The 15,745-nt window shown below is 58.3% G+C and carries 15 protein-coding genes; 5 read left to right on the forward strand and 10 right to left on the reverse strand.

What is annotated here, in order from left to right:
* Nucleotides 1-51 precede the first annotated feature (51 nt).
* The 5 genes from AC3CHX_RS28405 to AC3CHX_RS28425 all read left to right on the forward strand — a co-directional run bounded on the left by AC3CHX_RS28405 (nt 52) and on the right by AC3CHX_RS28425 (nt 4,655).
* Nucleotides 52-1,374: an aspartate aminotransferase family protein gene (locus tag AC3CHX_RS28405; RefSeq protein ID WP_488631275.1), complete on the forward strand. Its 1,323-nt coding sequence runs from the start codon at nt 52-54 to the stop codon at nt 1,372-1,374.
* Nucleotides 1,375-1,408: 34 nt separating this feature from the next.
* Nucleotides 1,409-2,320: an amino acid ABC transporter substrate-binding protein gene (locus AC3CHX_RS28410; RefSeq protein ID WP_488631276.1), complete on the forward strand. Its 912-nt coding sequence runs from the start codon at nt 1,409-1,411 to the stop codon at nt 2,318-2,320.
* A gap of 68 nt (nt 2,321-2,388) precedes the next feature.
* The gene (locus tag AC3CHX_RS28415) at nt 2,389-3,117 is read left to right on the forward strand and encodes an amino acid ABC transporter permease (RefSeq protein WP_488631277.1); all 729 of its coding nucleotides are present in this window, start codon (nt 2,389-2,391) and stop codon (nt 3,115-3,117) included.
* An 8-nt stretch (nt 3,118-3,125) separates the two neighbouring features.
* Nucleotides 3,126-3,854 carry an amino acid ABC transporter permease gene (locus AC3CHX_RS28420; protein WP_488631278.1) on the forward strand — a complete coding sequence of 243 codons (729 nt, stop codon included), beginning with the start codon at nt 3,126-3,128 and terminating at the stop codon, nt 3,852-3,854.
* 42 nt (nt 3,855-3,896) lie between these two features.
* Nucleotides 3,897-4,655 carry an amino acid ABC transporter ATP-binding protein gene (locus tag AC3CHX_RS28425; RefSeq protein ID WP_488631279.1) on the forward strand — a complete coding sequence of 253 codons (759 nt, stop codon included), beginning with the start codon at nt 3,897-3,899 and terminating at the stop codon, nt 4,653-4,655.
* Nucleotides 4,656-4,681: 26 nt separating this feature from the next.
* Here the strand turns inward: AC3CHX_RS28425 and AC3CHX_RS28430 are convergent, their stop codons facing one another.
* The 10 genes from AC3CHX_RS28430 to AC3CHX_RS28475 all read right to left on the reverse strand — a co-directional run bounded on the left by AC3CHX_RS28430 (nt 4,682) and on the right by AC3CHX_RS28475 (nt 15,637).
* On the reverse strand, nt 4,682-5,650 hold the full coding sequence (locus tag AC3CHX_RS28430) for a 2-hydroxyacid dehydrogenase (RefSeq protein WP_488631280.1): 969 nt from the start codon (nt 5,648-5,650) through the stop codon (nt 4,682-4,684).
* Between the two features lie 20 nt (nt 5,651-5,670).
* Nucleotides 5,671-6,954 (reverse strand): MFS transporter, encoded by a 1,284-nt coding sequence (locus AC3CHX_RS28435; protein ID WP_488631281.1) that lies wholly within the window; start codon nt 6,952-6,954, stop codon nt 5,671-5,673.
* A gap of 71 nt (nt 6,955-7,025) precedes the next feature.
* Entirely contained in the window at nt 7,026-7,976 is a 951-nt protein-coding gene (locus tag AC3CHX_RS28440) for a sugar kinase (protein ID WP_488631282.1), read from the reverse strand.
* A 47-nt stretch (nt 7,977-8,023) separates the two neighbouring features.
* The gene (locus AC3CHX_RS28445; RefSeq protein ID WP_488631283.1) at nt 8,024-8,800 is read right to left on the reverse strand and encodes a sugar phosphate isomerase/epimerase family protein; all 777 of its coding nucleotides are present in this window, start codon (nt 8,798-8,800) and stop codon (nt 8,024-8,026) included.
* 253 nt (nt 8,801-9,053) lie between these two features.
* Entirely contained in the window at nt 9,054-10,118 is a 1,065-nt protein-coding gene (locus AC3CHX_RS28450) for a LacI family DNA-binding transcriptional regulator (protein WP_488631284.1), read from the reverse strand.
* Nucleotides 10,119-10,264: 146 nt separating this feature from the next.
* The gene (gene arsH, locus AC3CHX_RS28455) at nt 10,265-11,002 is read right to left on the reverse strand and encodes an arsenical resistance protein ArsH (RefSeq protein WP_488631285.1); all 738 of its coding nucleotides are present in this window, start codon (nt 11,000-11,002) and stop codon (nt 10,265-10,267) included.
* The gene (gene arsC / locus AC3CHX_RS28460) at nt 10,968-11,399 is read right to left on the reverse strand and encodes an arsenate reductase (glutaredoxin) (protein WP_488631286.1); all 432 of its coding nucleotides are present in this window, start codon (nt 11,397-11,399) and stop codon (nt 10,968-10,970) included. The genes arsH and arsC overlap by 35 nt, the downstream gene beginning before the upstream one ends.
* Before the next feature lie 25 nt (nt 11,400-11,424).
* A complete protein-coding gene (gene arsB / locus AC3CHX_RS28465; protein WP_488631287.1) occupies nt 11,425-12,492 on the reverse strand; it encodes an ACR3 family arsenite efflux transporter in 1,068 nt (355 codons plus the stop codon).
* A 64-nt stretch (nt 12,493-12,556) separates the two neighbouring features.
* On the reverse strand, nt 12,557-12,892 hold the full coding sequence (locus tag AC3CHX_RS28470; RefSeq protein ID WP_488631288.1) for an ArsR/SmtB family transcription factor: 336 nt from the start codon (nt 12,890-12,892) through the stop codon (nt 12,557-12,559).
* 114 nt (nt 12,893-13,006) lie between these two features.
* Nucleotides 13,007-15,637 (reverse strand): PepSY domain-containing protein, encoded by a 2,631-nt coding sequence (locus AC3CHX_RS28475; protein WP_488631289.1) that lies wholly within the window; start codon nt 15,635-15,637, stop codon nt 13,007-13,009.
* Between the last annotated feature and the right edge of the window lie 108 nt (nt 15,638-15,745).

The raw sequence follows: 15,745 nt of genomic DNA on the forward strand, positions 1-15,745 counted from the left end.
ATCTGACCGCGTAATTATGATAGCTCTCATCGACAGTCAACGGAGAAAACGATGAAAGAAGGACTTCTGCAAGCATCCAAGGATTTTCTGGTCAGGTATGGCGGTGACGCCTTCCCGAACCTGTTCACGTCGGCCAAGGGGACCATCGTCAAGGATAGCAACGGTCGCGAATACCTGGACTTCACTTCGGGTCAGATGTGCGCCACGATCGGGCACAACCATCCCGCGATCGTCGAAGCCGTCCATCGGGCCGGCGAGAAGGCATTCCACATGTTCAGCGGCATGATCCCCGAGGTCGTCGCCGAACTGGCCCAGACGCTTGCACGTGACTGGCTGCCCGGCGACATCAAGAAGACGATATTCATCAATACCGGCTCCGAGGCCACGGAAGTCGCGCTCCGTATGGCCAAGATGTACACGGATGGCTACGAGGTTCTGGCCCTGGGCGGGTCGTGGCACGGCATCACCGGAGGCGCCAGCACCGTCTCCTTCGCAAGTGACCGCAAGGGCTACGGCGTGCCGGCGCCGGGCGTCTTCTTGATTCCCGAGCCGAATGCCTACCGCCCCTACATCGAATGTGCGACGCCGGAAGAGTCGGCGCTGGCAAACCTGAACCTTGCCCTCAAGATGTTCGACATGCAGTCGGCCGGCCGCGGTGCTGCGATTATTATCGAACCTATCATTAGCGCCGGTGGTGTGCTGGTGCCACCGAAATCGTTCATGCAGGCGCTGCGCAAGGCTGCGGATGACCGTGGAATGCTGCTTATTTTTGACGAAGCCCAAACGGCTTTCGGTCGAATAGGGACAAAGACCGGTTCTGAATTCTTCGGCGTGGTACCCGACATCATGACGATGTCAAAGACGCTCGGTGGCGGCCTGCCGCTGGCCGCTGTCTCGACCACGGCGAAGATCGAGGAAGCCCTTCACGAGAAGCATTTCACCTTCTATACCAGCCACGTCTCTGACCCGCTGACGGCGGAAGTGGGCCTTGCGGTGCTGAAGGTGATCACCGAAGAGCATCTGGTTGCCCGCGCGAATGAAATGGGTGCCTATCTGCGCAGCCGGTTTGAGGAATTGCAGCAACGCTATGAAGTCATTGGCGACATACGCGGTGCCGGTCTTCTGCTCGGTGTTGAACTGGTTACCGACCGTAAATCACGCAACCCGGCGCACGAACTCGGCGCGTTGACGACCAGGAAATGTTTCGAGAACGGCCTGAGCATGAATATTCGCCGCCGGCCTGAACGCGGCTCAGTCTGGCGCATCGCTCCTCCGCTGACCGTGTCGACCGACGAGATCGATCGCGCAGTCGAGATTCTCGAGAAGGCGTTGCGCGAAAGTCTCGATGAAACGGCGCTTGCCAAGGCTGCCTGAAGGCTTGGAACGGAATCAATTAGAGGAGAAGATCATGAAGCATACTGCTGCACGATGTCTGATGTTGTTGATCGCGGCCGCTACCGGCTTGGTTGGTATTGCCACCACGGCGCAAGCAGAAAGTCGGACTCTCGAAAAAATCCGTTCCGCTGGCACGCTGACGTTGGGGTACCGCGAATCGTCGATCCCGTTCTCCTTTCTGGGAGCGGGTCAGAAGCCGGTCGGTTTGTCGCTCGACCTGTGTGCGGCGATCGCGGAAAAGGTCAAATCCGAGCTCAAGCTGCCCAAGCTGAATGTGGCCTATCTGGCGGTGAATGCAGCGAACCGAATCATTCTCCTGCAAAACGGGACGATCGACATCGAGTGCGGCAGCACGACGAACACGCTGGAGCGCCAGAAGCAGGTCGGGTTTTCGATCCCTACATTTGTCGGCCAGCCAACCTGGCTGACCATGGCATCCTCCGGAATCACCGAAGAAAAGGGCCTGAAAGGCAAGACGGTCGTGATCACGCAGGGTTCGCTCAACCTCGGTTTAGGTGTGCAGATCAATATTGAAAACAAGCTCGGTGTGACGATTCTTCAAACCAAAGATCATGCCGAATCCATTCTCATGCTGCGTACCGGGCGCGCTTCAGCCTGGTTTGAAGACAACATTCTGGAAGCCGGTTTGGTAGCCGGGTCCCCCGACCCCAAAGCCTTTCGCTATCTGCCGAGCACAAACGGCCATCTTTACTACTACGGTTTGATGATTCCGAGAGAGGATCTGGAATTCAAGGCCTTGGTCGATGGCGTTCTAAAAGCGCAAATGGCGTCCGGCCAGTTCTCGAAGATCTACGACAAGTGGTTTACCCACCCGATTCCGCCGCACGACCAAAATCTCGCGCTGCCGATGAGTACGGCCCTCAAGGAACGGGTGGCAGCGCCGGGCGACGTTCTTGCGCCCTGAGCAGCACGCTCGCGTCTTCAACATGAACGGCGCCCGCTCGAGGCGTCTTCTCAGTAAAGGGGTATGCAATGCAAGTTCTCTTTGAGCGCACGGTAGACGGCAGCACCTACCTTAGCTGGTTGATGTCCGGCCTGTACTGGACGCTGTTCCTGTGGTCTGTCTCGGGCGTGCTGGCATTCGCGATTGGCATTGCCGTCGGCGCGGCACGCACCGCGCATAGTCTTCCGCTCCGCTTTGCCGCCCGACTGTATGTCCAGATATTTCGCAATGTTCCGCTTTTGGTGCAGGCTTTCCTCTGGTACTTCGTGCTGCCGGAAGTTGTCCCCCAGGCTTGGGGAGATGCGATCAAACAGGTCGCTCCACCGTGGGCCAGTTTTTACCCCGCAATCGCCGCGCTGAGTCTGTACACGGCATCGCGTATCGCGGAGCAAGTCCGTGCCGGCATCAACGCCTTGCCGGAAGGTCAGCGCAAGGCAGCCCACGCGCTCGGCATGTCGCCCCTTCAGACCTACCTGCTGATCTTGTTGCCGCAGGCATTGCGCATCACCATTCCGACGCTGACAACTGAAGCGCTGGCGCTACTCAAGAACACATCGGTTGCACTGACTATCGGCTTGCTTGAGATAACCGCTCAGGCTCAGCAAATGAACGAGTACACATTCAAAACGGTTGCAGCATTTGGGAGCGCAACAGTGCTTTACCTGCTTATCGCGCTCGTGATGCACCAGATTGCCTATCTGATCGAGCGCATGTCCCGCGTGCCCGGATTGCGCACTAATAGCAAGTCTTCCAAGTAGGTGACACCATGGCTTTCGATTTCAGCGCGGTAGCGCAAGCAACTCCGTATCTACTTCAGGGTCTGTTGTTCACTGTCGAACTGACCGTCGTTGCCTTGAGCGGTGGCATCCTGATCGGTACGTTCATGGCGGTGATTCGGCACATGGGCGTGCCGGTTGCAGGCGAGGCCGTGCGCGTGTACGTCACGCTGATGCGATCTATTCCATTAATCATGGTTTTGTTCTGGTTTTTCTTCCTCGTCCCGCTGCTGCTTGGCCATTTGACGCCAACCGGCCACTCGGTGCCGCTCGGTCCAAAATTCACGGCGTTTATTACGTTCACGCTTTTTGAATCTGCTTACTTTGCGGAAATTGTGCGTGCCGGCCTGAAATCTATCGATAAAGGGCAATACGAAGGCGCGCGGGCGCTTGGACTGTCGAACTGGACGATGTATCGCAGCGTGGTTGTGCCCCAGGTTCTCAGGGCCACCGCGCCCATCATCGTGTCGCAGATAATCATTTTGTTTCAGGACACGTCACTTGTTTACGTCCTTTCCCTGACAGACTTCCTTGGCGCGGCGGCGAAGATTGCACAGCGGGATTCGAAACTGGTGGAGTTCTATTCGACCGTCGCGTTTGTGTATCTCATCATTTGCTCGCTTGGATCTGAAATGTCCGAACGTCTGCGGAGGAAGCAGGGTCAACGCCCGATTGCGGGCAGATTCAGCCGTGCGAGACGCATTCTCGGGGTTGCATAAACCGTTGTTGATATTCAAGGTATGGTCATGGAGGATGTATTGATGTCTTGTAATGAAATTCTTCGTATCGACGCGCTCGAACAGAGTTATGGCACGCATGCGGTCTTGAAAGGGATTGACCTGCGCGTGAAGCGGGGAGAGCGCATCGTTATCTGCGGCCCTTCGGGTTCAGGCAAGTCAACGTTGATACGATGTATCAATGGACTTGAGCCGTTTCAGTCCGGAACGATTCGGGTCACGGACTTGCATAGCGGCGAGCGGCTTGAGCATCTCAAAGACATTCGGCGCGAGGTGGGAATGGTCTTTCAAAGTTTCAATCTGTTTCCGCATTTATCTGTCGCCGAAAACTGTATGCTGGCGCCCGTCAAAGTACGGGGCGTGAAAAAGGCTGAAGCACGTGACAGGGCTTTGCACTATCTGGAAAAAGTCCGGGTGCGCGATCAAGCCGGGAAGTATCCCGCGCAGCTATCGGGAGGGCAGCAGCAACGCGTCGCGATCGCTCGGGCGTTGTGCATGCAGCCGTCTGTCATGCTATTCGATGAACCGACCTCTGCGCTGGACCCGGAGGTTGTGCAGGAAGTGCTTGAGACGATGGTGGGCCTGGCGCACGATGGCATGACGATGCTGTGCGTGACGCATGAGATGGGTTTCGCCCGCGAGGTCGCTGATCGGGTGATCTTTATCGATGGCGGGAAGATCGTTGAAGAGGCAGCGCCCGCGCAGTTCTTCGACGCTCCTCAGCATGCACGCACGCGGGCATTTCTTGGTCGCGTGCTGCGCGGGCAGCCAGAGGCGGCATAACGTTTTCAAGCCGTAGTGCGTTTCTATTACAGCTTTGGATTGATGGCATTCACAGAGTGCTTCCCATCCAGCGTATCAATCAGGTTCTGCGCCGCGCAGATTGCCATGCCGTGGCGGGTCTCGTGTGTGGCTGACCCGATGTGCGGGAGCGCGACGACGTTTTTCATGCGTAATAGCGGCGAGTCCGGCGCTAACGGTTCACGCTCGAATACATCCAGTCCGGCGCCGCGTAGCCGGCCGTTTTCGAGCGCGGCAATCAAGGCCGTTTCATCGATAATGCTGCCGCGTGAAATATTGATCAGGATCGCGTGGGATGGCATCAGCGCCAGTTCGCGGCTGCCGATCATGCCTAGCGTTTGCGGGGTCAACGGGACTGTGACGCAAACGAAATCGGAGCTCTTCAGCAAATCGCCGAGGGTGGCGAACTGCGCGCCGCAGGTTTTTTCAGCGGCCGGGTTGGGTGAGCGGTTGGCGTACAGCACGCGCATGCCAAAACCCAGCGCCGCCCGCCGTGCTACCGCGCCTCCGATGCGGCCCATGCCGATGATGCCTAGCGTTTTCCCGTGCACATCGGTGCCAAAACAATCTGTGCCTATGCTGTGTGTCCATTTACCGGCGCGGACGTAATCCGCCATTTCGACCACCCGTCGCGCCGTCGCCAGAATCAGCGCGAAGCCGGTGTCGGCAGTGGTTTCGGTGAGGACGTCGGGCGTGTTCAGCAGAACGATGCCGCGCCGGGTCAGATCGCTCGCATCGAACTGATCGATGCCGACCGAGATGGTGGCAATCGCTTTGAGTTGCGGTGCCGCGTCGAGGATCGCGCCGTCGATTTTTACGCTGGCGCCTATCATGCCTTCGGCCGTCGCCAGCGCGGCGATGAAGGCGGCGCGATTGGCGTCATTCACGCCGTCGAATTGCAGCACCTGGAAGCGTGCCTGCAGCATGGCCAGCACATCTTCCGAGACTTTTTTGTAGAGCACGATGTTGGGTTGCATAGCTGAAGTCTCCTGTGTGTTTAGCGTGCCGCCGCTTGCAAACGTACCGGCGCGGTGTCCGGCACCGGCGGCTTCACCCACAGCGTCAGCAGCACCGACATCAGCAAACCGCCGGCCATGAACAAATACGATGCCATCGGGCTGCCGGTTGCGCCATTCAGATAGCCCACTACATACGATCCCAGGAAAGAGCCGAGCGCGCCCATGCTGTTGATCAGCGCCATCGCGCCACCGGCGACGTTCTTCGGCAGCAACTCCGGCACGATTGCAAAGAATGGTCCGTACGGAGCGTACATGGCGGCGCCGGCGATCACCAGCAAGGTATACGACCACCAGAAATGACCGGTGCCGATCAGGAACGAGCCCAGGAAAGCGACCGCTGCGATGAGTAGCGCAGGCCAGACGAACAGCTTGCGATTCTGCAGTTTGTCCGAGGCCCATGACGACAGCAACATGGCGATGATGGCGGCCAGATAGGGGACTGCCGATAGCCAGCCGGTTTCGACCATGCTGATGGCCGAAGCGTTTTTCAGGATGGATGGCAGCCACAGTACGAAGCCGTACACGCCGATACTCCAGCAGAAATACTGGGCGCACAGCTTCATCACTGCCGGCGACTTGAATGCCTCGGCGTAATTCCGTACCGGCTTCATCGCGGCCTGTTCGCGCTCGAGCGCTGCCTTGATGTCGGCTTTTTCCTGGGGCGATAGCCAGGTCGATTCGGCCGGTTTATCCTGCACCACAAACCACCAGATCACGGCCCAGACAATCGCCGGAACACCCTCGGCGATCATCATGTGACGCCAGCCGAAACTGTTCACCAGATAACCCGACAGGATCGACATCCACAGCACCGTGACCGGATTGCCGAGGATCAGAAAGGTATTCGCACGTGAACGTTCGGTTTTGGTGAACCAGTTGCAAATGTAGATCAGCATCGCCGGCATGACCGCCGCTTCGACCACGCCGAGCGTGAAGCGGATCGCCATCAGCATCGGAATGTTGCTGACCATCCCGGTCAGTGCGGCGCAAGCGCCCCACAGCACCAGGCTCCAGAAAATCATTTTCTTGACGCTGCCGCGCTGGGCATACATCGCGCCCGGAATCTGAAAGAAAAAATAGCCGAGAAAGAACAACGCACCGATCAGCGATGAGGTGCCATGCGTGATGCCAAGGTCGTTATTGATACCCGCAGCGGCGGCAAAGCCGTAATTGGCGCGATCCAGATACGCCAGGCTGTAGGTGATGAATATGATCGGCATGATGTACCACCAACGCCGTGCTGCTAATTTTTTTGTCTCCATGATTTTCTCTTGGTTGTGTTCGGTTATGTATAAACGCGAATGTTCCGATTTTTACTGCGTTGCCTGCTGCATCAGGCAACCAATAATTCTTCCTGCTCCAGCTTGGCCCGGGTCGGCAATCCTTCACTATCGCCAATCACTTGAATGGCCATGCCGCCGATGCGGTTGCCGCGCGCTACCGCAAACGCAATGTCGCGTCCTTCGAGCAAGGCGCTGACTACTCCGACCGCAAAGCCATCGCCCGCCCCTACCGTGTCCACCACCTTGGCGACCGGCTCTGCGGATATGGTGCTTTCATGTTCTGCCGTACGCACATAAGCGCCTTCCTTGCCCAGCTTGATGATCACCCCTTTGGCACCCAGCGCCAGATAGAAGCCGGCAATCTCGCGCGGCGTATTCAGTCCCGTCAGAATGCGCCCTTCTTCCAGTCCCGGCAGTACCCAGTCGGCGTACGAGGCCAGGGTATTCAAGCGCTCTATCATGAGCGCACGTGAGGCCCACAGCGTCGGCCGCAAGTTGGGATCGAAGCTGATGCTCTTGCCTGCCGCGTGCATTTGTTGCGCGATATACACGGCCAGTTCGAACGATGTGTCGGAGATCGCCGGCGCTACGCCGGACAAATGCAGATGACGTGCCGCGCCGAAATATTCGGCGTTGTAGTCGGCCAGCGACAGATGGCTGGCGGCCGAGCCCTGGCGAAAATATTCGATTTGGGGATCGCTGCCGTCGTCGCTGCGCGACTTCAGTTGAAAGCCGGTGCGATGGCGTGCATCGACGGTCACCGCGCCGGTATCGATGTTTTCGTCGGCCAGCGTTTTCAGCACAAAGCGGCCGAAGGAATCGGCACCGACCCGGCTGGCCCAGCCGACTTTAAAACCTAAGCGCGCCAGGCCGATGGCGACATTGAGTTCCGCACCGGCGGCGCGTTTGACGAAGGAAGTGACGTCGCCCAGATCGCCGGGTTCGGTGGCGACGAACAGCGCCATTGCTTCGCCATAGGTGACTACATCAAGTGCTTGCATATTGCTCTCCAACTTAATTTTAATAATGGAAATTCGCGGCACGCCACTCAGGCCGCGCGTAACGTACGTAATTGAGCGACATGCTGTCTTGCGCTGGGGCCAATACCCGCATCGGGCAGAGGATATTCAATCCCGCGCGGCGCGGCTGCCGAGAATACCGCCAGACAGCTGCGCCAGTAATCGAGCGTTCCTGCGTCCGGGGCCGCCGCAAAGCGGCGCATGCCCTCGCCCTGTACGCCCTTGCAGTGGATGTAATGCACATGTGCTGCCAGTTGTTGCGCAGCTTGCAACGGATCTTCGCCGGTCCATAGCCAGTTGCCGATATCGAATGTCATGCCGACTGGAATACGTGCGGCGCTGCAGAGGGCGAAGAAACCGGCAAAGTGGGCGATCCGGCCGCCGGACTGCAATTGTCCGTTTTCGACCAGCAAGGCGACCTTGGTCGTAGCCAGTGCGGCACGCAAGGCGTGGACGTCGAGATGACCCGGGTAGTGTCCGAGTTGCAGTTTGAGAAAGAGAGCGTTCAAGGAAGCAGCCTCAAGCAGCAGGTCGCCAAGTTCGGCCAGATTCAGCCGGCCGTCTTCGAGAAATAACGGTGCCGGTGCCGAATACACGGCATACAGTCGATGGCTGCGGATGGTAGCCGCCAATGCCTGCAAGGCAGCGACGCCATGGCACAGCGGATCGTGGAATAGCTCACGCCGGATCTCGATACCGTTGGCGCCCGCCGCCGCCGCCAGCGGCACTATCGCTGCATGGCCATGTTTGATGACGTGGTCTGCGCCGTAGGCCGAAGCTACGACAACAATGTTGGGTAATTGCAAAACTGTCTCCTGATTTGCCGGGCGGAACCGATTTGGCGCGCTGCGGCGGATGTTGCGGGTTTCTTTTTATTATTATTTACTGCCTGAAAGTCTTTTCATGTTGCCGTCACGGGGATTGGAACCGATTCCATAACGAGTTCCATATACTGCTGTGAATATTTCTATATTGTCGAATGTTTCATAGTTGAAATAAAGAAATATGCACGTAAATTGTTTGGAACCGGTTCCAAGATAGTCCGCAAAAAACCCTTCGTCAAGGTTTTTTTTGTGACGCCACGTCCAACGTCGAGCTCCGTACCTTTAACTCGCCGGGGAAACTCAGCACCCGCGCTGCCGGCGTGGCGCCGTCGATGCGCTGAATCAGGAATTCGACGGCGGCATGGCCGATATCGAAAGTCGGCTGGCGGATGCTGGAGATATCCGCGCCTGCCAGGCCGGCCCATTCCGGATCGTCAAAACCGAGCAGGCCGAGATCTTTTGGCCATTCGGCACCCAACTCGCGCAACGCCAGCGCTACCCGCAACAGCACGCGTCCGTTGCTGGCCAGAATGGCGGTACGGCGCGTAGCGGCGCTGGCCAGGCACAAGCGCAATGCGGTATCCAGCGTTGCCGCCTCCCTCAGGTCGACTTCCGAGGTCACGCTGATACATTTTCCGGCGCTGGCATCCACCAGTTTGCGCATCGCGCGCTGGCGTTCCAGGCGGCTGCTGATGAGGCCGATCGGTTCGGTGATGAAATGAATCGCGCCGTAGCCCTGATCCATCAGATGTTGCGTCGCCAGGCTGGCGGCCTGGTCATTGTCGAGCCCGACCATATCGCATTTGACGCGGTTGGCGCGCCGGTCGATGAGTACCAGCGGCACGCCGGTACGGCTGATCGCTTCCAGGTCTTCCTCCGGCAGCGCGATCGGGTTGACCACCAGGCCTTCCACCCGATAGTTGGTCAGCAATTCCAGGTAGCGCTGTTCCAGCTTGAGTTCATTGGCCGAATTGCACAGCATCAGCATGAAGCCGTGCTGCTGACAGGCTGCCTCGACGCCGCGCATGACTTCGACCGAATACGGATTGGTGATGTCTGCGACCACCATGCCGACCAGACGCGTGCGGCCGCGCTTGAGCCCGCGCGCCATTTGATTCGGCCGAAAGTCGAGCTGGTGAATGGCGCGTGCGATGCGCTTGTGCAACTCTTCCGACAGCGCATCCATTTCGCCGTTGAGGTAACGCGAGACACTGGTCTTGCCGACTTGTGCTTCGCGTGCAACATCGCTGATGGTGGCGCTACGGGGGCTGCCGGATGCGGCGCTGGATTTTTTGATCATGGTCTGGTGGGTGACGGCAGAACTGTTTTGCCGCGCCTATTATTCCATGCCTGCCTGCGCTTGTATGTAGCGACGGTGTGCCAGTTCGTTTCGGATGAGACTGGTCGTGGTGATGCGTGCAAATGCCCCCTTACCTGTTCCTATGCTCAGATTGCTTTTTGATTCACGCGCTTGCTTAACTCTTCCGCGCTTTCTTTGCGCTCGCTGTAGCGGTCCACCAGAAACGACGACACATCGCGGGTGAGCAAGGTGAATTTGAAAAGCTCTTCCATCACGTCGACCACGCGCTCGTAGTAGGCAGAAGGCTTCATGCGGCCCGCATCGTCAAATTCCAGAAATGCCTTGGCAACTGATGACTGGTTAGGGATGGTGATCATCCGCATCCAGCGGCCCAGTATGCGCATTTGATTGAGCGCATTGAACGACTGCGAGCCGCCGGAGACTTCCATCAGGGCCAGCGCTTTGCCCTGGGTCGGACGCACCGCGCCGATCGACAGCGGAATCCAGTCGATCTGGGCCTTCATGATGCCGGTCATGGCGCCGTGGCGCTCCGGCGAGCACCAGACCATGCCTTCGGCCCATTGCGCCAGCTCTCTCAGTTCCACGACCTTGGGATGGCTGTCCGGTTCGCCGTCCGGCAACGGCAAGCCGCGCGGATCAAAAATCCTGACTTCGCCGCCCATGGCCTCCAACAGGCGAGCGGCTTCCATCGTCAGCAAACGGCTATACGATTTCTCGCGCAACGACCCGTACAGCAGCAGGAAACGCGGTGCATGCGTCGAACGTGCGACATCAGAAAAATCGGCTGCGACCGGCTTGCGGAAGAGCTCAGCGTCTATGTTCGGCAATTTAAGCAGATGGTGTGACACGTTGTCCCTCCGCATTGATGACGACTTCGCCATCTTCTTTCGTGAACGGCCCCTTTTGCGGCAGCGGCAGGATATCGAGCACCAGCTCGGAAGGACGGCACAGGCGCGTGCCATTCGGCGTGACCACAAACGGCCGGTTGATCAGGATCGGATGGGCCAGCATGGCATCGAGCAGTTCGGCATCCGTCAGATCAGGGTTGTCCAGGCCCAGTTCTGCGTACGGCGTTCCCTTTTGCCGGATAGCGTCGCGTAGCGCCAGACCCGCATCCGCAATCAACCTGGCGAGCGTCGCTGGCGACGGCGGATGCTGCAGGTATTCGATGACTTCGGGTTCGACACCCGTATTGCGGATCAAGGCCAGCGTGTTGCGCGAAGTGCCGCAGGCGGGATTGTGGTAAATCGTTATTTTCATGGGTCGACTTTCTTAGAAATGTGGATCAGCGTCTTTCGTACCAACCTTGTGTCCGGTTCACGATGCCGACAATCAGCAGCATGACGGGCACTTCGATCAATACGCCGACAACGGTGGCGAGTGCTGCACCGGATTTAAATCCAAACAGGCTGATCGCCGCTGCCACCGCCAATTCAAAGAAGTTGGAGGCGCCGATCAGTGCCGAGGGACAAGCGATAGAGTGCTTTTCACCGACAACTTTGTTAAGCCAATAGGCCAGCGCGGAATTGAAAAAGACCTGTATCAGGATGGGAATGGCCAGCAACGCGATGACCAGCGGTTGTTCAATGATCGCATTGCCTTGAAATGCGAACAGCAGGACCAGTGTGAGTAACAGCGCCGCGACCGACCACGGCTGAATACGTTCCATCACCCGGTCGAAGCCGGCCTGTCCACGCCGCAGCAAGGCTTGGCGCCAGACTTGCGCGATGACTACGGGAACGACGATATACAGTATCACCGACGTCAGCAGCGTGGCCCACGGCACCGTGATGCTCGACACGCCCAGCAGCAGCGCGACCAGCGGTGCAAATGCGAACACCATGATCAAGTCGTTCAGCGCGACTTGCGACAGCGTGAAGTATGGATCGCCGCCGGTGAGGCGACTCCACACAAACACCATCGCCGTGCATGGCGCTGCCGCCAACAGAATCAATCCGGCCACGTAAGAATCCAGCTGCGCGGCCGGCAGGAACGGTGCGAACCAGTGCCGGATAAACAGCCAGGCGAGAAATGCCATCGAGAACGGCTTGACGGCCCAGTTGATGAATAAGGTGACCCCGATACCGCGCACATGCCCCCTTACCTGATTCCAGGCGGCGAAATCGATCTTCAGCAACATGGGAATGATCATCACCCAGATCAACAGCCCGACCGGCAGATTCACTTTGGCGATTTCCAGTACGCCGATGGCCTTGACCGCATTCGGAAAGCCCTGCCCGAGCAAAATGCCGGCAACAATACAGAGCGCTACCCACACGGTCAGATAGCGTTCAAAAAAATTCATGGATGCAGCTGCGGCGCGCTTGCCGGTCACTTCACATTGGGCGGACATAAGGCTTCACGAAAGAAAACGGGATAAAGGAGGAGGTACGGGTACGCAATATTTACGCTAGCGCTCAGACAGGGATTTCTGCCGGATGCCGACATGCGGCGGTCGGCGAACACACATTGCCGCCGCAGCAGTTTTCGGTAAGGAAGCCGACCAAGCCATTCATCGTGTCGAAATTGGCGGAATAGATCACGAAGCGTCCCTCATGGCGAGATCTCACCAGTTGCGCATGAGACAGTTCCTTGAGGTGAAACGACATTGAAGAGGGCGAGATAGACAACTGCTCGCCGATCTTGCTGGCCGCCATGCCTTCCGGGCCGACTTGCACCAGCAAGCGGAACACCGCCAAGCGGGACTCTTGCGCGAGCGCGGCGAGCGCGGAAATCATGTTCTTCGTTTCCATGGCAACCTTACATTACGATTTAACGATTCAATTATTATTTAACTGTTTGAATAATGCAAGCATCTCCACAAATATCTCTGTTGCTGTCCAGACCACATGATGGTTACTTATTTCTCAGTACACATCCCGCCGATAACGCCCGGCCGCAATCAAGTCATCCAGCGCGGCCTGACCGAGAATCTCGGTGAGCGTGCGGTCTATCCCCGCGGCCATGCCGTCCAGGCTGCCGCAGACATAAATGACCGCGCCCCGATGCACCCATTTGCGTAATTTATCCGCCGCTGACCGCAAGCGATCTTGCACATAGATCCGTTCCGGCTGGTCGCGTGAAAAGGCGAAATCCACCCCCGACAGGGTGCCGTCGGCCAGCCAGTTTTCGATTTCATCGCGATACAGAAAATCGTGCGCATGATTGCGTTCACCGAACAACAACCAGTTATTTTGCCGCTCCTGCTGCGCCCGCGCCCGCAAATGGCCGCGCAAACCGGCGAGACCGGAGCCATTCCCGATGAAGATGCAGGGTGCGTCGGAACTGACCAGTTCGAAGCCGGGATTCGGCAGCAGGCGCATTGCGATTTCGCTATCAAGTGGCGCATGTTCGGTAAGCCAGCCGGATGCCAGGCCGAGGCCGTCTTCGTGGCTGATCTGGCGCACCAGCAGATGCACGCGGCCATCTTCCGGAATCGAGGCGATCGAATAGCGGCGGGTGCCCAAGGGCTGTAATTGATCGGCCAGTTGTTGCGGCGTTGTTGGCAATATGCGCTTGCCGGGATGCGGCAGGATGCTACCTGCCAGCAACTCCGCCAGCGTCAATTGCCGGTCGCCATACCGGACCATTCTAGCGCCGTCCAGCGCCAGTCGTTGCAGGAAAAAGTCGATGCGCTCGGGCGCATGGCGCGGCGCGACTTCAACCAGTGCGCCTGACGGCCAGCTCGCCTGACTTTGATCCGGAGGAGAAAATTCAAGATGAAAAATCGGATCGCCCTGACTGCCGGGATTGCATAGTTGGCGCTTGCTCAGGCGCCACGGCTGATAGCTGGAGGGCGGATGGGGATAGTCGGGGCTTGAATGCAAAGTGATTGGCGTGCCAGTCAATCGGCCAAGGGCCTGTTGCCATCGCGTCAACGCAGCGCCGTCGCCATTGTCGACTTCTATCATCGGGAAAAATGTCTGTGCTCCCTGACTCTGGAACCAGTGATCAAGGGTATGGCCGAAACCGCAGAATTGCGGATAGTTGCGGTCGCCTAACGCCAGGATGCCGTACTGCAGATGCGCTAGCGCCGGGCCCGATTGTTGCGCCAACTGCCGCGCAAAGCGGCGCGCGCTATCGGGGGGATCGCCTTCGCCGAAGGTACTGACGACCAGCAGCACCCGATGGAAGTGGCGCAAGCGCTCTGGGTCCAGCGTCGTCAACGGCTGGATTGCAACCGGCACGCCAGCGGCTTGCAATGTGCCGGCACTGCGCAAGGCAATGCTTTCGCTCAGGCCGGACTGGCTGGCGAAGGCGATTAGCAGCGTGTCGCCCGCGCGCACACCGCCGGGGCCGAAAGCAAGCCCGGCACGTTCGGCTTGCACCGCGCGCTGTTTACGTCGCCGGTCGAGATACAGCAGCCAGCCGGTAATGCCGAACAGCGGCAGGCCAAGACTGGCGAGTGTCATGATGATGCGGCCGGGCAAACCGAAATACGACCCCATGTGCAGCGGGTAAACGCTGTCCAAGAGTTGGCCGCCGGCAGACTTGTCGGCATACCGTTCGAGCCGGGTAATTTTTCCGGTCAGCGGCTGCACCAGCATTTGATTGCGAGCGCGTTCGTGCGGCGGATTGGCGTCAAGATAGGTGATTTGCACCGGCTTGCCAGGCTGCTCGGGCAGGCGCAGGCGCGCGCTGCTGTAGCCGGCGGTTTTTGCCGTTTCCTGCAGAAATACTTGCCACGTCAGCACCAGGTCCGGCGCGGAAGTTGCCGTGTCGTCGGGTTTTGGGGCTTGTGCAGTGGTTTGATCCGCGCTATCCGCAGGTGCTTTCTTGTTGCCGGCCGCCTGCTTCGGCTGCATCTGTTGAGCCCGTGGCATTTCACCTGCCAGCCAATTTGCGCCATCCCTGAACCAGTCAAAGGTCCAATACAAGCCGGTCAGGCTGAGCAGCAGATACATGAGCAGCGCCCAGGTACCAAATACCGAATGCAGGCTCCACAAAAATGCGCGACCGGTGCGCGAGAAATCGAGTGTGATCCAGTTGCGCCATGCCAGCGGACGACGCGGCCAGCGCAAATAGAGTCCGGATAGCGCCAGCACGATCAGGCATAGCGCGGCACTCCCTGTCAGCACTTTACCGAGCTCCGAGGAGACGAGTAACCAGCGATGCAAGCGTTCGATGAACTGGAAGAAATCGTTGCCCTGCAATGGCGGCAGCAGGTCTCCGGTGAGCGGATCCAGGTAGCGCAGTTCACCGCGCCTGGCCCCGGCTGGCGGCGCAAAATTGACGCGTGCCGAGACCTGCGGATCGGCGAAGACGGTCAGCTGTGCAACGCTCCGGCCTGGTTGCGATGCTTGCAAGTGCCGGATCAGTTGATCAGGGCTAAGTGGCGTACCGGTCGCGGACGCCGTTGTCATCACACCGGGATTCAGCAGGTCCAGCAACTCGTCCCTGAAAGACAATATTGCACCTGATAGTCCAACAACCATGAGCACGGTGCCGGCCGTGATGCCGATGAACCAATGCAGTTGAAACAAGATTTTCTTAAACATGTTTGGCAAGGAAATAGAACGATATTTGTCCGCCATTATATGTGAGATGGGAATCATTATCATTCGTATTGGATGCCTGCACATACGGCATTGCTGTAATACGTTCAG

It is taken from the genome of Glaciimonas sp. OK215, assembly GCF_057787885.1.